The 19,744-nt window shown below is 62.8% G+C and carries 19 protein-coding genes and 1 other RNA gene; 13 read left to right on the forward strand and 7 right to left on the reverse strand.

Annotated features, from left to right (window positions below; genetic code table 11):
* Window positions 1-49: 49 nt before the first annotated feature.
* From ubiH to LVD10_RS08350, 3 genes are read right to left on the reverse strand one after another with little or no spacing between them, the layout of a single operon-like run.
* The gene (gene ubiH, locus LVD10_RS08340) at window positions 50-1,291 is read right to left on the reverse strand and encodes a 2-octaprenyl-6-methoxyphenyl hydroxylase (RefSeq protein WP_237063006.1); all 1,242 of its coding nucleotides are present in this window, start codon (window positions 1,289-1,291) and stop codon (window positions 50-52) included.
* On the reverse strand, window positions 1,288-2,619 hold the full coding sequence (locus tag LVD10_RS08345; protein ID WP_237063008.1) for an aminopeptidase P N-terminal domain-containing protein: 1,332 nt from the start codon (window positions 2,617-2,619) through the stop codon (window positions 1,288-1,290). Before LVD10_RS08345 ends, ubiH begins: the two co-directional genes overlap by 4 nt.
* Window positions 2,619-3,200: a UPF0149 family protein gene (locus LVD10_RS08350; RefSeq protein ID WP_233006574.1), complete on the reverse strand. Its 582-nt coding sequence runs from the start codon at window positions 3,198-3,200 to the stop codon at window positions 2,619-2,621. The genes LVD10_RS08345 and LVD10_RS08350 overlap by 1 nt, the downstream gene beginning before the upstream one ends.
* Before the next feature lie 292 nt (window positions 3,201-3,492).
* Between LVD10_RS08350 and LVD10_RS08355 the strand changes: the two genes are divergently transcribed.
* From LVD10_RS08355 to LVD10_RS08370, 4 genes are all read left to right on the forward strand, one after another.
* Window positions 3,493-3,696 (forward strand): TIGR02449 family protein, encoded by a 204-nt coding sequence (locus LVD10_RS08355; protein ID WP_233006575.1) that lies wholly within the window; start codon window positions 3,493-3,495, stop codon window positions 3,694-3,696.
* Window positions 3,696-4,016, forward strand: coding sequence for a cell division protein ZapA (locus tag LVD10_RS08360; RefSeq protein ID WP_233006576.1), 321 nt, complete (start codon window positions 3,696-3,698; stop codon window positions 4,014-4,016). The genes LVD10_RS08355 and LVD10_RS08360 overlap by 1 nt, the downstream gene beginning before the upstream one ends.
* Before the next feature lie 80 nt (window positions 4,017-4,096).
* A non-coding RNA gene (ssrS, locus tag LVD10_RS08365) (6S RNA) lies at window positions 4,097-4,276 on the forward strand.
* Window positions 4,277-4,302: 26 nt separating this feature from the next.
* Window positions 4,303-4,881, forward strand: coding sequence for a 5-formyltetrahydrofolate cyclo-ligase (locus tag LVD10_RS08370; RefSeq protein WP_233006577.1), 579 nt, complete (start codon window positions 4,303-4,305; stop codon window positions 4,879-4,881).
* An 88-nt stretch (window positions 4,882-4,969) separates the two neighbouring features.
* Here the strand turns inward: LVD10_RS08370 and LVD10_RS08375 are convergent, their stop codons facing one another.
* Both LVD10_RS08375 and ilvA read right to left on the reverse strand, forming a co-directional pair.
* Entirely contained in the window at window positions 4,970-5,113 is a 144-nt protein-coding gene (locus LVD10_RS08375) for a hypothetical protein (RefSeq protein WP_233006578.1), read from the reverse strand.
* Between the two features lie 251 nt (window positions 5,114-5,364).
* Window positions 5,365-6,879: a threonine ammonia-lyase, biosynthetic gene (gene ilvA, locus LVD10_RS08380; protein WP_233006698.1), complete on the reverse strand. Its 1,515-nt coding sequence runs from the start codon at window positions 6,877-6,879 to the stop codon at window positions 5,365-5,367.
* Between the two features lie 252 nt (window positions 6,880-7,131).
* Between ilvA and rpiA the strand changes: the two genes are divergently transcribed.
* The 3 genes from rpiA (at window position 7,132) to LVD10_RS08395 (ending at window position 9,079) form a co-directional block, all read left to right on the forward strand.
* Complete coding sequence (rpiA, locus tag LVD10_RS08385) at window positions 7,132-7,806, forward strand: ribose-5-phosphate isomerase RpiA (RefSeq protein ID WP_233006579.1); 675 nt, start codon at window positions 7,132-7,134, stop codon at window positions 7,804-7,806.
* A gap of 8 nt (window positions 7,807-7,814) precedes the next feature.
* Window positions 7,815-8,468 carry a transglycosylase SLT domain-containing protein gene (locus LVD10_RS08390; RefSeq protein WP_233006580.1) on the forward strand — a complete coding sequence of 218 codons (654 nt, stop codon included), beginning with the start codon at window positions 7,815-7,817 and terminating at the stop codon, window positions 8,466-8,468.
* Window positions 8,469-8,701: 233 nt separating this feature from the next.
* Window positions 8,702-9,079 carry a DUF4168 domain-containing protein gene (locus LVD10_RS08395; protein ID WP_233006581.1) on the forward strand — a complete coding sequence of 126 codons (378 nt, stop codon included), beginning with the start codon at window positions 8,702-8,704 and terminating at the stop codon, window positions 9,077-9,079.
* Window positions 9,080-9,113: 34 nt separating this feature from the next.
* Here the strand turns inward: LVD10_RS08395 and LVD10_RS08400 are convergent, their stop codons facing one another.
* Window positions 9,114-9,425, reverse strand: a complete 312-nt coding sequence (locus LVD10_RS08400; protein ID WP_233006582.1) for a helix-turn-helix domain-containing protein — start codon at window positions 9,423-9,425, stop codon at window positions 9,114-9,116.
* A gap of 217 nt (window positions 9,426-9,642) precedes the next feature.
* Between LVD10_RS08400 and LVD10_RS08405 the strand changes: the two genes are divergently transcribed.
* The 3 genes from LVD10_RS08405 to LVD10_RS08415 all read left to right on the forward strand — a co-directional run bounded on the left by LVD10_RS08405 (window position 9,643) and on the right by LVD10_RS08415 (window position 13,307).
* On the forward strand, window positions 9,643-9,837 hold the full coding sequence (locus LVD10_RS08405; protein WP_237063010.1) for a DUF2061 domain-containing protein: 195 nt from the start codon (window positions 9,643-9,645) through the stop codon (window positions 9,835-9,837).
* A gap of 224 nt (window positions 9,838-10,061) precedes the next feature.
* Entirely contained in the window at window positions 10,062-11,096 is a 1,035-nt protein-coding gene (locus LVD10_RS08410) for an AraC family transcriptional regulator (RefSeq protein ID WP_233006584.1), read from the forward strand.
* A gap of 192 nt (window positions 11,097-11,288) precedes the next feature.
* Window positions 11,289-13,307 carry a DUF2939 domain-containing protein gene (locus tag LVD10_RS08415; protein ID WP_237063012.1) on the forward strand — a complete coding sequence of 673 codons (2,019 nt, stop codon included), beginning with the start codon at window positions 11,289-11,291 and terminating at the stop codon, window positions 13,305-13,307.
* 96 nt (window positions 13,308-13,403) lie between these two features.
* On the opposite strand, the gene LVD10_RS08420 is transcribed toward LVD10_RS08415, so the two are convergent.
* Window positions 13,404-14,669, reverse strand: a complete 1,266-nt coding sequence (locus LVD10_RS08420; protein ID WP_237063014.1) for an OmpA family protein — start codon at window positions 14,667-14,669, stop codon at window positions 13,404-13,406.
* A gap of 258 nt (window positions 14,670-14,927) precedes the next feature.
* Here LVD10_RS08420 and LVD10_RS08425 point away from each other — a divergent pair, with 258 nt between their 5' ends.
* The 3 genes from LVD10_RS08425 to LVD10_RS08435 all read left to right on the forward strand — a co-directional run bounded on the left by LVD10_RS08425 (window position 14,928) and on the right by LVD10_RS08435 (window position 19,608).
* Complete coding sequence (locus tag LVD10_RS08425; RefSeq protein ID WP_237063017.1) at window positions 14,928-16,148, forward strand: acetyl-CoA C-acetyltransferase; 1,221 nt, start codon at window positions 14,928-14,930, stop codon at window positions 16,146-16,148.
* A gap of 28 nt (window positions 16,149-16,176) precedes the next feature.
* A complete protein-coding gene (locus tag LVD10_RS08430) occupies window positions 16,177-18,330 on the forward strand; it encodes a 3-hydroxyacyl-CoA dehydrogenase NAD-binding domain-containing protein (RefSeq protein WP_237063019.1) in 2,154 nt (717 codons plus the stop codon).
* A 132-nt stretch (window positions 18,331-18,462) separates the two neighbouring features.
* Window positions 18,463-19,608 (forward strand): acyl-CoA dehydrogenase family protein, encoded by a 1,146-nt coding sequence (locus LVD10_RS08435; RefSeq protein WP_237063027.1) that lies wholly within the window; start codon window positions 18,463-18,465, stop codon window positions 19,606-19,608.
* The last annotated feature ends 136 nt before the right edge of the window (window positions 19,609-19,744 follow it).

Raw genomic sequence — 19,744 nt, forward strand, 5'->3', positions numbered from 1 at the left:
CCATTCCAGCTAATTCCGCGCCGGCGCCATACCGGTCGGGTGCGCTCAATTAAAGCCCAAATCCAGCCGCCTGGCCGGCAAACTCTGCCCGCAGGGGCGGCGCCAGCGCCAGGCCCAGCAGGCCGAACTGGCGCAGGCCCCGGGCCAGCGGGCCGGGGGCGGCAAACAGGGCCGGTACGCGATCACTGAAACCGATGGTCAGCTGTTGGTCCAGCTGCCGCGACCGCGCATATTCCTGTAACAAGTCTAGCCGCTCAGATGAATTTTGCGCCAAACCGCCCCGGGCGAGGCTCTGCGCCAGGCCATGGCAGTCGCGCAGGGTCAGGTTGAAGCCCTGGCCGGCCACCGGGTGCAGGAAATGCGCGCAGTTACCCACCAGAACCAGGTCGCGGCGCCACTGCTCCCGCGCCAGAGACAGACTCAGTGGGTAACTGCTCACTTCGCCCGCGCACTCGATCCGCCCGGCCCGCCAGCCGAAGGTTCGCTGCAGGCGCCGGACGAATGAATCGGCCGACAGTGATTCTATTTCTGCCGCGTCCTCTTCGGGACTGGTCCACACCAGTGCCATACGGTGCTGGCCGTGGCGGCGTGGCAGCGGCAACAGCGCCATGGGGCCATCCGGGGTAAATCGCTCGTAGGCCACCCCCCCGTGGTCGCGCTGCAACCCTACCGTTGTCACCAGTGCGCGCTGGCTGTAAGAGACCTGCTCGGTCTCGATCCCGAGCCGGCGACAGAGCGGTGAGTTCACGCCATCCGCCACTACCAGCAGGCCAGCACGCAGCAACTGTATCGGGCTGTCCTCGCCGGCACTCCACTGCAGTTGCGCACCGGCTTCCTCCATCTGCACGTCCAGGACCCGCGCCGGCGCCAGCAGGCGCACATCGGTCCCGCTGAGCGCGCCGTGCAGGACCGGGCCCAGCGCGGCATTTTCAATCACTGCACCCAGCATACCGTCATAGCTGGCACGCGCCTCGGTCTGCGCGCGCAGGGAAACCCCCAGCGGGCGCCCCCGGTCGCTGACCTGCACCCGCCGGATTGGCGCTGCGTACTCACGCAATTGCGACCACACACCCAGGCGGTCGAACAACTGCAGGCTGCCCGATGCCAGCGCGGTGGCGCGGGCATCGAAACTGGGCAATTCGACACTGGCCGCAGCTTCCGGCAACGGGTGCTGCTCCAGCAGTGCCACCGACAGGTGCGGGCAGGACTGCTGTAACATCAGCGCCAGGCTCACCCCGGCCATGCCGCCACCAACAATGGCAACATCCACGAAATCTTGCGGCTGGCTCACAGCAACGCCTCCTGTACATCCCCACAACGGATCAGGTATTCGATATCGGCCACCCCCTTGGGCGCATCCGCCGACAACACTTCGGGCCCATTCTTCAGCAGTGCGACATCGTCTTCGATACGGATACCGATACCGCGGAATTTTTCCGGCACCTGCTCATCTTCGGCAGCGATATAAATACCGGGCTCCACTGTCATCGCCATTCCCGCCTCCAACAGGCGCCACTGGCCGTGCACGCGATAGTCGCCCACATCATGCACATCCATTCCCAGCCAGTGCCCGGCCCGATGCATGTAAAACCGGCGATAGGCACCGGACTCGATAATGCCACTGAGATCGCCCTGCAACAGCCCCAGGTCAAGCAAGCCCTGTGCGATCACTTCCACGCTGGCCATATGCGGCACATTCCAGTCATTGCCTACCTGCAGCTGTGCGATCGCCGCTTCCTGCGCTTCAAGCACGATTTCGTAAATTGCTTTCTGCGCACCACTGAAACGCCCATTGACCGGATAGGTGCGGGTCACATCGGCCGCGTACCCGCGGTATTCACAACCGGCATCCACCAGCACCAGGTCACCGTTTTTCAGGGGCGCATTGTTTTCGCAATAGTGCATCACCAGCGCATTGTGACCCGCGGCAACAATACTGGGATAGGCCGGCTCCCGCGCACCCGCGGCAACAAAACCGTGCAGCAATTCTGCCTCCAGGTGGTGCTCATACAGCCCCGGCCGGCAAGCCGCCATGGCCCGTTTGTGTGCCGCTGCGGTGATTTCTGCCGCGCGGCGCATCAGGCGTATTTCCTGCGCGCTCTTGTACAGGCGCAGGTCGTGCAGGTGCCGGTCCAGGTCCACCAGCTCCGGCGCACCGTCACTGCCGGGCGCACCGTCGAGCACGCGCAGGTATCCCTGCAGGCGCCGGTCCAGCTGCGGGAAGCGGCCCAGGGTGTAATAAATACGGCTGCGCCCCTCGAGCAGGCCCGGCAGGATGTCGTCCAGGTCGCCGATCGGGAAGGCATCACAGAGGCCGCACTCGTCGGCGGCGCGCTCCGGGCCCAGCCTGGGCCCATCCCACATTTCCTTTTCCGCGTCGCGGTCACGGCAGAACAGGATCGATTCCCCCTGCGCCCTGCCGGGGACCAGCACCAGCAGTGCCTCCGGCTCGCGGAACCCCGTCAGGTATAGAAAATCACTGTCCTGCCGGAACGGGAAATAGGTATCCCGTGAACGCAACTGCTCCCTTGCCGCCGGCACAATTGCCAGGCCATCCGAATCCAGTGCCGCCACCAGGCGCGCGCGGCGCCGGGCATATTCCGCCTTGCCAATTGCCATCAGTGAACCGTGGGACCGCCCTTGCCCCCTGCACTGCCCGGGCGGCTCGCCGCCTGCGCGGCAGCCACTTCGGTGAAAATATTCAGCACGGCCACCCGCACATATTCCTCCACCTGCAACAGCTGGTTTTCAGTCTCCTCGGAATCCCCCAGCTCGGTTTCATCCACCTGGGCCACCGCGCCCAGGTCACGCAGTGCCTCTTCACTGGTTTCCTGCAGCTTGCCCTTGAACTGGCCGATACCGAAACCATGCAGGAAGCCCTGGCACCAGTGTCCCAGCGTCAGGGTACGGGCTGCCAGGTCCGGGTCATCAGTCAGCAACAGCTGGAAATCAAAGTCACTGTCTTCCAGCTGCGCCTGGCTTTGCTGTGCCATTTCCACCAGTGCCTTGTCCAGGTCGGCGGGGACCGCTTCCAGGTCGAGCAGGCCCGCAAGCTCTGATTGCCAGCGTTTTTTGTCCGGGCGCGCGCCCGCCGACAACATGCCACAGACGAACCCGTGCAATTCGCTGGGGTCGGCCCGGCCACCGGCAGCCATGATGGCGTTGGCGAGGGAGTGAAAATCGTTTGCGGGACTTGTCATACAGACGGCTCGGTACTTTATTGGATTGAACGGTTTGTGCTTACAGTTTTGCAGATTATCGCCCGGCAATCTGCTCCCGGCCCCGGGGTGCTCAGAGTTTGCGCAGTTCGTCGCTTTATGCCGCAACTGCACACACTTCACCACGGGCGTGGGCAGGCCGCACGCAAATTTGTGATTGCGTGCTCGGGCGGGATAATTGACCCACCATGACACCGGCAATATAGTAGCGGAATCCCGCGCGGTCTGTCGTGGTGGGAGTCTATTCAGGGCGCACGCCTGAAACGCAGGAATTATGGACAGAATTGAAGCGTTAGAAAGCACGGTGGACTCGCTGATCGCCCGCTGCCAGCAGCTGGCGGAGCAGAACCGCGAGCTACGTCAGCTGGAGGCTGAATGGCAACGCGAGCGCCAGCGCCTGGTAAAGAATAATGAAGCCGCCCGCAACCGGGTGGAAGCCATGATCAACCGCCTCAAGGGGCTAGCACAAGAATCCTGATGGGTGATTCAGCAGCAACGCAGGAAACGGTAACGGTAACCATCCTCGACAAGGAATACCGCGTTGCCTGCACAGAAGACGAGAGCGCAGAACTGCAGGCGTCCGCACGCCTGCTGAACGAGCGCATGTCGCGTATTCGTGCCAGCGGCTCGGTGATCGGCCTCGAGCGCATCGCGGTTATGGCCGCGCTGAATATTGCCCACGAACTGATCCAGGCAAAAGCGGACCTGACCCGCGTCCCGCTGGAGCAGGACATGCTTGACCGCCTGCAGGACAAGGTCCAGTCCGCCCTCAGCAAGATTGATTCCCACGACGCCTGAGCAGCCTTGACTTTTGCCGCCGGAGACATCCGGCGCGCACTACGCGCTTAGCCTTTTTCCCCGGCCATTGTTATACTTCACATACCCTGGAGTGTTGGCCAGTTGACTATGTCCTCGAGCCGATAATCTGACCCGGGTGGTTGCCAGAGGGTGTTGTTGAGCAAGTCCGCCTCGCAGCGGAAAGCCTGATACATCCCGGGAACCGCCACCTTGAACTTTACGGTTCAAGGCTACGTCATCAGCCGCACTTTGGGGCTCTTAATTTCCTTCCCGGTGGCGACTTACCATGAGCGAGAGCAAAGCGGAACTGCGCCGCGCCATGCGCACCGCCCGCCGCGCACTGTCCGCCCATCACCAGCGACTCGCCGCCCGCGCCGCACTGACACGCCTGGGGCGCACCCCCGAGTTCCGGGTGGCCAGGCACATCGGCATCTACTGGCCGATGGACGGCGAGCTGGACCTGCTGGGCCTGCCACGCCGCTTTCCCGACAAGCGCTTCTACCTGCCGCGACTACCGGCAGAGCCCCATCCGCACCTGCGCTTCTGTCACTGGCGGGGCAGGGCCCTGACCTACCGCAACCGATACGGCATCCCGGAACCGGTACGGGGGGACAGCCATTCTCCCATGCGCCTCGACCTGGTGCTGGTGCCGCTGGTGGCCTTTGACCCGAGCGGCGCGCGGCTGGGCATGGGAGCCGGCTTTTATGACCGGACATTCGCTTTCAAGCGCCAGCTGCCCGGCACCGGGCCGGCAATGATCGGCGCAGCCCACCAGCTACAGTGTGTCGACCACCTACCCACTGACAGCTGGGATATCCCGCTGGATGCAGTGATCACGGACCACCAGCTGTATCGCTGCCGCTGACCCCGCCCCCTGGCACCCACAACAAAAAAGGCCGGACGCTCTCGCGTCCGGCCTTTTTTGTGTTTTGCCTGCGGGCATGGGGGCACACTCAGCGCGTTACCACTCCTTGCTGCAATGCCGCCGGCGGCTCCGACTCTTCATCCGAGGCAAACACCTCGGTGAGGCCGGTGCTGCTCAACAGCACGCCCGCAACAAAGACAACCACTGCGATTGTCAGTGCATCGGGTTTCATGGGGACCATCCTGTAAGTTCGACTGTATTTTTGTTATGAGCACTTCACCCCGCGTTAGATTCGCTTTAACGCAAAAGTTCCGCGGGTGAGAAGATACTTTAATAGCGAACAAATAGTAACCGATCGCCGTACAAATTTTGAGATAAATGTCTCATTTTTAGCCTGCCGCGTTGGACAAAAGCATTTTCCTGGCCTACCCGCGCCTGAAAACAGGCTCCCATAACTGCCCCGATATTCCCAACTGGCCGAGCTCAGCTTGACAGGAAGAAGCGATAGGCCGGGTTGCCGGTCTCATCCCAGTAGGGGAACTGCAGCTGGTTGAGCAGTTCCAGCAGCTGCTCCCGCTCGGCGGGCACCACTTCCATACCCACAAGCACCCGGCCATAGGCCGCACCGTGGTTGCGGTAGTGAAACAGGGTGATATTCCAGCGCCCGGCCAGCTGTTCCAGGAACTTCCGCAGCGCTCCGGGGCGCTCGGGAAACTCAAAGCGATAGACCACCTCGTCCTGTAGGCCCTGGGCGCGGCCACCCACCAGGTGGCGGATATGCAGTTTGGCCATCTCGTTGTCGGTCAGGTCGGTGACCTGGTAGCCACCGCCCTGCAGGGCGTCCACCAGCTGGTGCCGGTCGGCATCCGCCGCCACCTGCAGGCCGACGAAGATATGTGCCTCGCCACTGTTGGCATAGCGGTAATTGAACTCGGTGATGGCACGGTCGCCCAGGTCGCGGCAGAACTGCAGGTAGCTGCCGGGCCGCTCGGGAATGGTCACCGCCAGCACCGCCTCGCGCTTTTCGCCAATTTCGGTGCGTTCACTGATGTAGCGCAGCCGGTCGAAATTGGTATTGGCGCCGCTGCATACGGTGGCCAGGGTGGCGTTGCGGCTGCCACTCTGCTCGATGTACTTCTTCAGGCCGGCCAGCCCCACGGCGCCGGCGGGCTCGGCGATCGACCGGGTATCCTCGAAGATGTCCTTGATCGCCGCGCAGACCTCATCAGTGGACACGGTAATGACGCCGTCCACGGTCTCGCGCAGCACGCGGAAAGTCTCCTCGCCGATCTGCGCCACCGCCACGCCGTCGGCAAACAACCCCACCTGCGGCAGGCATACCCGCTCCCCGGCAGCCAGCGCCGCCTGCAGGCAGGCGGCCTCCTCGGGCTCGACCGCATAGACCTTGATCTCCGGCCGCACGTACTTGATATAGGCGGCCATGCCCGCCGCCAGGCCACCGCCACCCACCGGGATGAACACCGCATCCAGGTTGCCGGAGTGCTGGCGCAGCAACTCCATCGCCACCGTACCCTGGCCGGCAATCACATCGGGGTCGTCATAGGGGTGCACGAACACCAGGCCGCGCTCCTCCACCAGCTGCTGGGCGCGGGTCTTGGCCTCGTCAAAGGTATCGCCGTGCAGCACCACCTCGGCGCCGCGCATACGCACTGCATTCACCTTGATCTGCGGGGTGGTGGTGGGCATTACGATGGTGGCGCGCACCCCCAACTGGGCCGCGCCCATCGCCAGGCCCTGGGCGTGATTGCCCGCCGAGGCGGCGATCACGCCGCGGGCGCGCTGCTCCGCGGGAAGCTGCAACAGCTTGTTGTAGGCACCGCGGATCTTGAAGGAAAAGACCGGCTGCAGGTCCTCCCGCTTGAGCAGGATGCGGTTATTGAAGCGGTGCGACAGCTGCCGCATTCCCTCGAGTGGCGTCTCGGTGGCGACATCGTAAATCCGCGCGTCTAAAATGCGCTTGATATAGGAATGGGGCATGGTGAAATCGGGCGGCCGTGGCGTTTGATACTTGTACATCCAGTACATCGAAATCGACTACATGGACATCGCGCCTCCCGAATCGCGCCAGTGGCCGCCGGCATCCCGGTGACCGATACGGGAAACGCATCACAGGCTGGCCAGTCTAAACGCCACACGGCATTTTTGCCACCATAATGACAATTCGGCGCGAATTTTTAGCCCCAAAAAGCCACAACAGTAAAAATCATTGCAAAGGACCCACCCATCACCATGAACCAGGATGAACTCAAACAGGCCACCGCCCGCGCTGCCGTCGAGCATATTGCCCCGAAGCTGGAGGCGGACTCGATCGTCGGTGTGGGCACCGGCTCCACGGCCAACTTCTTTATCGACTACCTGGCGGAAATCAAGGGGCGGTTCGACGGCGCCGTGGCCAGCTCGGAGGCCTCTGCCGAGCGCCTGAAGAGCCACGGTATCCCGGTATACGACCTGAACGCGGTAGATGGGATGCAGGTGTACGTGGACGGTGCCGACGAGGCCAACGCCGCCCTGCAGCTGGTCAAGGGCGGCGGTGCCGCCCTCACGCGGGAGAAGATCGTCGCCGCCTGTGCCGAGGAGTTCGTCTGTATTGCCGACGAGAGCAAGTGGGTACCGATGCTGGGCAACTTCCCCCTGCCGGTGGAAGTCATCCCCATGGCCCGCTCCCTCGTCGCCCGCGAGCTGGTCAAGCTGGGCGGCGACCCGGTCTACCGCCAGGGTGTGACCACCGACAACGGCAACGTGATCCTCGATGTGCACAATCTGGAGATCGCCCAGCCAGTGGCGCTGGAACAGGCGATCAACAACATCACCGGGGTGGTGACCAATGGTATCTTCGCCATGCGTCCCGCTGACATCCTGCTGTTGGGCACAGCCGCGGGCGTGAAGACGTACACCGCCGGATAATTGTGAGAATGAAATCGATCGCCATGCCGAATAACAAGAAAGTATCGCGCCGCCTCCAGCGGTGCCTGGGCCTGCTGTTCCTGCCATTGCTGGCGGCCGGCTGCGCCACCACCCCGCCCAGCAACACCGAGGACATCTGCAGTATTTTCCGGGAGAAGGATGACTGGTACGCAGACGCCAAGGACGCCGAGGAAAAATGGGGCTCGCCGGTGGCCACCATGATGGCCTTCCTGCACCAGGAATCCCGCTTCGTGCACGATGCCCGCCCGCCGCGGACCAAAATCCTGTGGATCTTCCCGGGGCCGCGCCCTTCTGACGCCTATGGCTACTCCCAGGCCCTGGGCACCACCTGGCGGAGCTACCAGCGCACCACCTTCAACTATGGCGCCGACCGCGACGATTTCGCCGATGCGGTGGATTTTGTCGGCTGGTACAACAACACCAGCCAGGCGCAGTGCCGTATCCGCCCGGACGATGCCTACCACCTGTACCTCGCCTACCACGAGGGTCACGGCGGCTTTAACCGGCGCAGCTTCAACCGCAAGCCGTGGCTCAAGAACGTGGCAAAGAAAGTCTCGGCCCAGGCGCGGACTTACCAGCGCCAGCTCAACAGCTGCGAGAGTTCGCTGCAACGGCGCAAGAAATTCCTGGGGATCTTCTAGGGGCGGGGGCTGTCACAGCTCCCCACAGGCGCTGTATCCATCCGCGCCGGCGGTAAAAAAACCACGCGGATGGCGGCAAATCAGACAAGAGCGTGGTGACAGCGACTAAGCTGGACGAACAGCTCCAGTCTTTCTTTTGCCGCAGCGAGAGAACAACGCCTGTAGCCCCATTGCGACGCTGGGCGCGTGACACCAAGCAAAAGCGTCCCTCTCAGACCCACTAGAGGTGTTCAATGAAAATTCCCGCCATCTGTATCGCCGCGCTGTCCCTCGTTCTCGCACTGTCGGCCGCCCATGCTCAAAACGGGGAAGCCGGTGCTGCCTCGGCCCGGGCGGCCTCCTACTCCGAGCCCAAGCTGGAGAGCTTCGCCAACGCCTATCGCTCCATCGTGATACTCAGCCGGGAATATGCCCCCAAGCTGAAGGCCGCTGAGAATATCGAGCAGGCGGAAGCGCTGAACAAGGAAGCGCAGGGCAAGATGGTTGCCGCGATCCAGCAGGCGGGATTGACCAAAGAGGAATACCAGCAGATCGCCGCCAGCCTGAAGGACGATCCCAAGCTGGTCGAGCGCATCAACGGCATGCTGCAGAAGCACGCCGACAGCGAGTAACCCCTGCGGCGCGCCCCACCTGGGGCCGCGCCCGTCAGTCCAGCGACACCCCCAGCGTCGCGCAGATCTGCGCCAGGTGCCGCCGGACCCATTCCCGGTCAAACGACCCCCAGTCGTGCAGCAGGTAGTGCCCGTCGTTATTGCGCACCCCCTCCTGAACAAACTCCACCCGGGTACCGTGGCCGGGCAATCCCTTGGCGATAATGTCCTGCACCGTGCGCCGCGGCCAGCCGGTTGCCGCCTCCAGCGCGGGGTTATTGGGCTTCTCCAGCGACTCGATCAGGTAGGCAATCAGCATCCGGCGGCAGATGGTGGGGTTGAGCTGCAGCTCCGGGTCATTGGGCATGGTGTGTTTCCGTGACTGTCCAGCCCCTGTTTGTACCACAGCTGCCGGTCCAGTGCCGCGATACCGGCGGTACCACCGACCGGTGACACACCCGTGCACCCCGGAATGCACCCTCGTGCATAGCGTCAGGTAATCAATCCAAGAGCGTTATTCAATTTCTACAATCACACACCTGCCGCAATAATGAAAATCAAACTCACTTGGTGCGGTGATCGCTATGAAAAAGACGCTCAGCTTTGCAGCAGTGCATATGTCAGTGGCTTTCTCGGTGGGGTTCCTGGTGACCGGCAGCCTCTGGGTCGGCAGTGCGCTGGCCCTGGTGGAACCTGCCGTTAACACCGTGGCCTACTACCTCCATGAGAGGGCCTGGAGCCGCCTGGGCGCCGACCGTAGCGCCGCCCTGTCGGCGTGACCGTTGCAGCATCGTGGGACCACTCCCCGGGCAGGGGCCGCCCTGTTTACCTGGCTTTAACGCGGCGTTGAACGCTGCAATCAGCCCAACGCAGCCTACTGAACCAGCCCCCGTTTCCTGCCCATTTTCAGTGCAAACCTGACTTTCCGCTGCCGTTTGCGCATAATCCCTGCTCCACACCTGCGATGCACGCTGACAAATCAATAACGCCGAGGGCTGACAGAGTGGACAGCGAGACCCCCAAGCTCCCCGGAGAGGATCCCGGTATCCCCGCCGCCGCCATTCGCGCACAGCTGGCGGGCGCCCGTGCTGCCGGGCTGGACTGCGACCGGCTGCTGCTGGACTGCGGCATTGCGCCGCAATTGCTGGATGAACCCGATGCGCGGCTGGGGCGCGACCAGGTGGCCGGCCTGCTGCGCCGCGAATGGGACCTGCTGAGCGATGAATCCGGCGGCTTCCTGGCCCGCCCCTGGATACCGGGCACCTTTGCCATGATGGGGCACGCCTGCATTCACTGTCCCAACCTGCGCCGCGCCCTCCTGCGCTCGGCCCGTTTCGTCGCCATGGTGAGCGACGACATGCATATCCGGCTGGTGGAAGACGGCGAGGAAGCGCGCCTGATCTTCCACCACGGCAACGACCGGCAGCTGCCCAACCAGATTTTCGTGGAGTCACTGGCACTGATCTGGCTGCGCTTCTTCAGCTGGCTGATCGACCGCACCATCCTGCTGGAGCGGGTCAACCTCGCCTTCCCGCCGCCGGATTACAACGAGGACTACAGCGATATGTTCCCGTGCCGGCACTACTTCAACCAGCGCGAGACCTGCCTGGTCTTCAATACCCGCTTCCTGCAGATGCCCCTGGTGCGCGACCCGCAGCAACTGAGTGAATTCCTTTCCCGCGCGCCCGAGTGCCTGCTGGCCCAGTACAAATCCGACAACAGTTTCACCGGCCGGATCCGGCGCATGCTGCAGGCACAGAATGCGATCGAGAACCTGTCCCTGGATGACGTCGCCGCACGCCTGTATATCTCGCCGCAGACCCTGCGCCGGCGCCTGAAAGAAGAGGGCAACAGCTGGCAGGACATCAAGGATTCCGTGCGCCGGGATATGGCGGTCTACCAGCTGAAACAGCAGGAAACCGCGGTGGCGGAAATCGCCGAGCGGCTGGGCTTCTCCGAACCCAGCGCCTTTAACCGCGCGTTCAAGAAATGGACCGGCCTGGCACCGGGTGCCTACCGGGACAAGTTCCGCAGCTGATTTCCTGCGACATGCGTTTGCGCTGTCGCCCGCTGCACTCCCATCGATTGCTGTTCCCCCTGCCCGCCTCCCCTACCGGGTGCCTCCTGGGCGCTGCCTTTACAGGTCGCTCCGGGAGGCGCCATAATCGACCCAGTATAAAATTCCACACCACCTCTCCAACAAAAAACAATAAGTCACAGGAAGTGCCAAATGAAAAACAATATGGCGATAGCTGCTGCAGCGGTTATCGGGATCAATCTCGTTATTTACCTGGCCTCCCCCTACTACAGCGCCTGGCGCATCATGCAGTCGGTCTCATCCGGCTCCCCCGCACAAATGCAGCGCTATATCGATTTTCCCAGTGTGCAGTCTTCCCTGCGCCAGCAGGTGGACACTGCCTTTACCGTACAGGCGGAGAAGGATCCCATGGTCGCGGCCTTCGCGCCGATGATCCGTCCGGCGCTGGACTCAGTGATCGATGAGCTGGTACAGCCGGATAAACTGGCCGAGCTGATCCAGTCCGGGAAATTGCAGCCCGCACCGGCTCGCGCTGATGCAACAGCTGCTGCCCCGGAAGAGGGTCGTGGGAACACTGAGGCCGAACTCGACTGGCATGCTTTTTTCGACCGCCCGGATCGCTTCCGCATTTCAGCCGGTGACCTGTCGCTGTACATGGAAATGCGCCAGTGGCGCTGGCAGCTGACCGCCATCGGTATCGACGGCCTACTGGATATGGACGCCCCGCGGGGACAGGCTGTGGCAACCACAGGCGCCGCTACTACCGAACCTGTCGCCGATGAAATCGACACCCACAGCCCGCCACCACCCCAGACCAGGATCGATCGGGAATCTCTCCGCGAGCAGCTGGCCCGGTCCTTTTTCATCACCGGCGACTTCTCTGACAGGGCAATGGTCGAGGGTGACTTCCACTACGTCCCCCTAACCCCAGGTACGGAAGTTGAAGTGACCTGGCTGGATGCACGGGATCCAGACGGCAACCCGGTGCTGGGAAGCTTCACGGAGGAGGAGAAGCAGGAACGGGAGAAGTTCAGGAGCGGCAAAGGTACATTCCGGGGACTATGGCAGGATAAGCTGCCAAAGAGCTCAGCGGACGCCAGCGTCGCCACTGCAACCGGGCAACTGGAGTTAATGCTGCCCGCGCGGGTCGAGCATATTTCCCTGAATGCCAACCAGCTGAACCAGCTACAGGTGCAGGGCGATGTCGCCGCAAGCGTGACCGAGATGGAAAACGGCAGGGTTGGCCTCAGCCTGTACCGGCCGCACGACCAGCCCGATGTCGAGCCCATGGTGTACATCCGCAATGCAGGGGGCCAGCCACTACGCAAACCACGTGCCTCCTCCGTCTCGCCCACTGAAGCGGTCAAGAAGGACGAGTTTTCGCGCCCCATGCGCGTTACCAAAACCAGCTATTCCGTAACCGGCACGCCAGCCAGTGTCGATATTTATTTCCCCCTGGAAATGGAGCAACTGGAGGTAGAGTTCACCGCGACGCGGAAGCCACAGGTCAGTTTCGGCGAGCTGCAAACCCCGATAGAGCAGACCCGCTATGCGGCGCCGGGCGCCGAACGGGAGCTGTCCCAGGTCGACGCCAGCGTACTGGAAAGTATCGAGGCCGAACTGGTGAGGGAGACTGGCTGGGACAACAAGCCACGCACCTCGCTGCAATTTACCCTGCCAGACCTTGGCAACAGCGTATTTGCCCGCGTCGATTACAGCGATCTCCAGGTTTTCAGGGATGAGCAGGCGGTTGAATTTACACCCTCGCAGAACCGCTCAGGTGCTACCAACTACGAGGTTACCTTTCAGGAGGGCAACGGCTCCAACGCTGGCTACCTGACACCCGACCGCATTGCCGGCACCATCAAGCTCAGCTACCCGGCCAGGGTCGGGACGCTACGCGTCAACCAGGGCGAGAGCATCCGGGGAGCGACCCTGGACGGCGCACAATTGAGCTACCCGAACGACGGCGATTTCCCGCGCTATAACCCTGTATTCAGCCCGCGATCCGCCAACGCCTTCGATAGCGAGGGGCGCCGTATCGCCTACTTACCCGGCAGCGATTCCTGGGGCGACGACTCATATTCGCTCTACTTCTGGGGAGAGCCCGACCATGTGGAATTGAAAACAGTCACCGAGTGGATTGAAACCGAGATACCGGTGAACCTGTCTCTGGACGACCTGAAGGGAGCCGACGATTCACAGGGCTAGCCGTGACTTTCTGCCTGCAAAAACAAAACGCAAAAATCCCCGCCGCAGCGGGGATTTACCTTTGCGCCAGTGTTGATAAGGCACACGGAAGAATTCTTACTCGAATTTCACCACCCGTACACTGATACGCCGGTTCTGCTGCTTGCCCGCCTCGGTGGCGTTGTCGGCCAGGGGCTTGGCGGAGCCCATGCCCATACTGGTAATACGGCTCTCATCGATTCCCTTTTCCACCAGCATCTGCTTCACCGCATCGGCGCGCTGCTGCGAAAGCGCCTTGTTGCGGTTCTCATCGCCGTCGCTGGAAGTATGCCCCTCGATGGCGATGGTCAGTTCCGGGTTTTTGGTGAGGATGGTAGCCAGTGCCTGCACATCCGGTGCCGAGGCACTGGTGACCTCGGCGCTGTCCTGCTGGAACTCGATCCTGAGGCGGAATTCCCGGTTCGGGTCGCGGGAGGTATTGCCCAGGTACTGCTCCATGCTGCTACCCAGGTCCTCGTCGGCAGCGGCTCCCATGGTGCCAGCCTGGTCACCATCCTGCTGCGGAGCGGCTCCGGGCGGAGTGGTATCCGGCTGGTCCTCCGGTTGCCCGGAGGTATCCGGCTCTTCAGTGATGATCTCCTCATCCAGCACGCCCTCGCCCGGGGACTCCTCCATCTGCTCTTTCTTCGAGCACATGTTCAGTGTGTAAAGCACCGCCAGCGCGATCAGCAACGGCCAGAACCACTTGGCGAAGCCACCGCGTTTTTTCTCGACCTTCTTGTGGTGCGGGCGTGAGGTCTGGGGCTCGGCGTGGCCGTGGCTCTCCAGGTGCTGGCCCAGGTCCTCGAAATCGTGCACGCCGATGGTTTTCAGCAGGCCATCCGGCAGGTGGCCCTTGATATGGGATTTCTGCGCAAACAGCAGCCCGGCCAGGCCACCCACATCCAGGCCCTTGCCCTTCACCAGCTTGCCCATCAGTGACATCACGATCGGTGCGGCGATTTTCAGCAGGCTGCTGCCCTTGTCGCCGCCGACACCCAGCGAGCTGCCGAGTACACCACCCACATCCCCGGCCTTGGAGCCGAAGATGGAATCCGCCATGTTACCGCCGGTCTCCAGCAGGCTGCCCATCTGCGACGAGTCACGGAGGATATCCGGCAAGGCCGACAGGTCCAGCCCGGTACTTTCTGTCACCCGGTTGAACATGCTGGTCAGACCGGTCTTGCTTTCACCCTTGTTCAGCATGCCCGCCAGCACGGACGAGACTCCGGTGTTGACCGCCGCCTCCCCCTGGTCCTCCGGTAGCCCCAGGGCCCCCCTGAGCGCATCGATCCCGGAAGTGCCCAGCTGGCGCACGGCCATATCCAGCAGGTTGTCAGCCATAGCAGAACCTCGTCGTCAAAAACAACTTAACGTCTCCCATGAGTGTAAAGCAGCTAACGTTCTACATTAGTTCGATTTTGAATAACAAAATGCCTGGAGCGCCAGGTGCGCCCATGGTCCCGGCCCGCCGATTCCGACTGCGGTGAAGAATCCGGCGCTGGTGTCGCGGCAGTCACGCCCCCTGACGCTTTTTATCATTGCGCGCCACCGGGATGGGGCTAATGTAAGAGGCAGTCCAATAATAAAGAGGCACCCACTATGCCCAGCGAAACGATGAACGAAGCTTTTATCTACGACGCCATCCGCACCCCCCGCGGCAAGGGCAAGCCCGGCGGCGCACTCTACGAAGTGAAGCCGGTCACCCTGCTTTCCGACCTGTTGCGGGAACTGCAGCAACGCACCGACCTGGACACCGCCGCCGTGGACGATGTGGTCATGGGCTGCGTCACCCCCGTCGGCGACCAGGGCGCGGATATCGCCAAGACCGCCGCCCTGGCCGCCGGCTGGGACTGGAATATTGGCGGCGTGACCCTGAACCGCTTCTGCGCCTCCGGCGCCGAGGCCGTCAACCTGGCCGGGGCCAAGGTGCGCTCCGGCTGGGAAGAGCTGGTGGTGGCAGGCGGGGTGGAATCCATGTCGCGGGTGCCCATGGGCAGCGACGGCGGTGCATGGGCGGCGGATCCGCGCACGGCACTGGATACCGGCTTCGCGCCGCAGGGTATTGGCGCCGACCTGATCGCCACCCTGGGCGGCTTCAGCCGCGAGGACGTGGATGCCTTTGCGCTGCACTCACAGCAGAAAGCCGCTGCCGCCTGGGAACGCGGCGCCTTCGGCAAATCCGTGATCCCGGTACGGGACCAGAACGGCCTCACTATCCTCGATCGCGACCAGCTGGTGCGCCCGGACACCTCCATGGAAGGCCTGGGCCAGTTGAAACCCTCCTTCGCCGGCATGGGCGAGTTCGGTTTCGACACGGTGGCAAAGGCACGCTACCCACAGGTGGAAGCCATCAATCATGTGCACACCGCGGGTAATTCTTCCGGCATCGTCGACGGCGCCACCGCCGTACTGGTGGGCAGCGAGCAGGCGGGTAAAAACCTGGGGCTCAAGCCACGCGCGCGCATCGTGTCCGCCGCCGTGGTGGGCACCGATCCCACCATCATGCTTACCGGGCCGGCACCGGCCACGGTCAAGGCCCTGCGGGTAGCCGGGTTGTCGGCCGATGATATCGACCTGTTCGAGGTGAACGAGGCTTTCGCCGCAGTGGTGATGCGCTTCCAGCGCGAACTGGATATCGACCCGGGAAAAATCAACGTCAATGGTGGCTCCATCGCCATGGGTCACCCGTTGGGTGCCACCGGCGCGATGCTGATCGGCACACTGCTGGACGAACTGGAACAGCGCCAGCTCCGCTACGGCCTCACCACACTGTGCGTGGGCGGCGGTATGGGTGTGGCCACCATCATCGAGCGTGTTTAAGCCTGGGACACAAGGGAGAACAAGAACAATGAAATCTATCCGCATCGAGAGAGACAACGACAATATTGTCCACCTGGTCCTGGATAACCCCAACGCATCCGCCAACGTGATGGACGGGGACTTCACCGATTCGCTGCATGAAGCCGTGCAGCAACTGGATGGCGAGGACTTCGCCGGCATCATCCTGCGCTCGGCAAAAAACACCTTCTTCGCGGGCGGCGACCTGAACGGCCTCTACGCCGCCAGGCAGGAAGAGGCGCAGCAATTCTTCGATGGCTGCCAGCAGCTGAAGGCCGACCTGCGCTGGCTGGAGACCCAGGGCAAGCCGGTCGTGGCCGCCATCAACGGCGCCGCGCTGGGCGGCGGCTGGGAACTGGCCCTGGCCTGTCACCACCGTATTGCTCTCAACGACCGCAGGGTGAAGATCGGCCTGCCGGAAGTCACCCTGGGCCTGCTGCCCGGCGGCGGTGGCTGCGTGCGCATGCCCCGCCTGCTCGGCATGCAGGCCGCCCTGCCATTCCTGATGGAAGGCAAGCAGGTGGGACCGCAACAGGCGCTGGATGCCGGGCTGGTGCACCAGCTGGCCGAAAATCCCGACCAGCTGCTGGCTCACGCCCGCGACTTTATCCTTGCCAACCGCGACGAGCCGGTCCAGCAACCCTGGGACCAGCCCGGCTACCGTATGCCCGGCGGCGACGCCAAAAACCCGAAGAATGCGCAGCTGCTCGTTGTCGCACCGGCGATGCTGGAACAGAAAACCAAGGGGGTTTTCCCGGCGCCTGAGGCGATACTGTCGGTGGTGGTCGAAGGCTCCCAGGTGGATTTCGACACCGCCACCCGCATCGAGTCGCGCTATTTTGTCGAGCTCACCTGCGGCCAGGTGGCCAAGAACATGATTGGCACCTTCTGGTTCGGCCTCAACGCGGTCAAGGCCGGCGCATCCCTGCCGCCGGCGGCGCGCGACATCAAGGCCGAACCGGTGAAAAAGGTCGGCATCCTCGGTGCCGGCATGATGGGAGCGGGTATCGCCTACGCCTGCGCGATGAAAGGCGTCGAGGTGGTACTGAAAGATGTCTCGCAGGAGGCTGCCGACAAGGGCAAGGGCTACGCGGAAAAATCCCTGCGCAAGCGCGTCGAGCGCGGCCGTATGGATGAGCAGCGCATGACTGACATCCTCGACCGCATCCATCCCACAGCAAAGGCAGCCGACCTGGACGGCTGCGAGCTGGTGATCGAGGCGGTTTTCGAAAACCGGGAACTGAAAGCCAGTGTCACCGCCGAGGCGGAATCCGTACTGGCAGACAGCGCGGTCTTTGCCTCCAACACTTCCACCTTACCCATCACCGGGCTGGCGGAAGCCTCCGCACGGCCGAAGAACTTTATCGGCCTGCATTTCTTCTCGCCGGCGGACAAGATGCCACTGGTGGAAATCATCTGCGGCGAGCGGACCGGCGACGAGACCCTGGCCCGCGCTTTTGCGTTCGTGCTGCAGATCGGCAAGACCCCCATCGTGGTCAACGACAGCCGCGGCTTTTTCACCTCGCGGGTATTCGGCTGCTTTACCAACGAGGGTATCGCCATGCTGGGCGAGGGTGTGAACCCGGCCACCATCGAGAACGCCGCCAGCTTCTCCGGTTTCCCGGTGGGCCCCCTGGCGGTGAGCGACGAGGTGTCGCTCACCCTGATGGGCAAGATCCGCCAGCAGACCATTGCCGACCTGGAGCGCGAGGGCAAGACACCACCTTCGCACCCGGCGGACAAGGTGATCGACCATATGCTGGAACTGGGCCGTGCCGGCAAGGCCGCGGGCAAGGGCTTCTATGCCTATCCCGAGGAGGGCAGGAAACACCTGTGGACCGGCCTGGCCGGCGAATACCCCCAGGGCGAACAGCCGCCCTATGAAGACGTGAAAGAGCGGCTGCTGTTTATCATGGCCATCGAGACACTGCGCTGCTACGAGGAGCAGGTACTGCGCAGTGTGCGCGATGCCAATATCGGTTCCATCTTCGGTATCGGCTTCCCCCCCTGGACCGGCGGGGCGCTGCAGTACATCAACCAGTATGGGCCGACAGAATTCTGCCAGCGGGCCGACACGCTGGCGGAAAAGTACGGCGATCGCTTTGCCCCGCCGGCCCTGCTACGGGAAATGGCGCAATCCAACCAGCCCATCACCGACGAATAAACCAGACAGGATTCCCTTGTTGTAGGAGCGGCCCATGGCCGCGATAGGTAGGCAGGTTGCACGATTAATCGCGGCCAGCGGCCGCTCCTACACAAAGAGACAGATCACGCTTAACAAAGGCGGAGAAACAAAATGATCCCGAGAACAGTCTTCAACACCGAGCACGAACAGTTCCGCGATACCGTGCGCAAATTCCTCGAAAACGAGGCCGTGCCCCACCATGCCCAATGGGAAAAAGAAGGTCAGGTGGACCGCGTCCTGTGGAACAAGGCCGGCGAAATGGGCTTCCTGTGCCCGCAGGTGCCCGAGGCCTACGGCGGCCTGGAACTGGACTTCGGCTACAACGCCATTATCGACGAAGAGATCTCGCGCCTGGGCCTCACCGGCATCGGCTGGGGCCTGCACTCGGATATCGCCGTGCCCTACATCGCCAATTACGGTTCCGAGGAACAGAAACAGAAATACCTGCCCAAGTGCATCAGCGGTGAAATTGTTACCGCCATTGCCATGACCGAACCCGGCACCGGCTCCGACCTGCAGAATGTGCGCACCACCGCCATCCGCGACGGCGACCACTATGTGCTGAACGGCTCCAAGACCTTTATCACCAACGGCCAGCATGCCGACCTGGTGATCGTGGTGGCCAAGACCAATCCCGACGAGGGTGCCAGTGGCGTCAGCCTGCTGCTGGTGGACACCAGCCTGCCCGGCTTCAAGAAAGGCACCAACCTGGAAAAAATCGGCATGAAAGCCCAGGACACCTCGGAGCTGTTCTTCGACGATGTGCGTGTGCCGGCAGAGGACCTGCTGGGCGGCGAGGGCCAGGGCTTCATCTACCTGATGCAGGAGCTGCCGCAGGAGCGCCTGGGCGTGGCCATCGGCGCCATCGCCAATGCCGAGGCGGGGCTGCAGTGGACCATTGACTATGTACGTGAGCGCAAGGCCTTTGGCCGGCCCATTGCCAGCTTCCAGAACACCCAGTTCAAGCTGGCGGAGCTGTCCAGCGAACTCACTGCATTGCGGGTATTCGTGGACCGCTGCCTGGAGCTGCACTACGAGAAAAAACTCGACGTGCCCACCGCTGCCAAGGCCAAGCTGCTGGCCACGGATTTCCAGTGCAAGCTGCTGGACGAATGCGTACAGCTGCACGGCGGCTACGGCTATATGTGGGAATATCCCATCGCGCGCGCCTGGGCCGACGCCCGCGTACAGCGCATCTACGCCGGCACCAACGAAATCATGAAACTGATTATCGGCCGCGACCTGGTGAAAAACTGACGGGAATCGCAAAACGGGCGGATACAAGATCCGCCCCTGCGGCGCACATACCACCGGGCAATCCCGGTGGTTTCCACTCACCGTAGGGGCAACCCTGTGTTCACCCTGCCCGGTAGGAACGACGGAACCGGGCGGA

The organism is Microbulbifer zhoushanensis (assembly GCF_021729055.1).
Taxonomy (GTDB): Bacteria; Pseudomonadota; Gammaproteobacteria; order Pseudomonadales; family Cellvibrionaceae; genus Microbulbifer; species Microbulbifer zhoushanensis.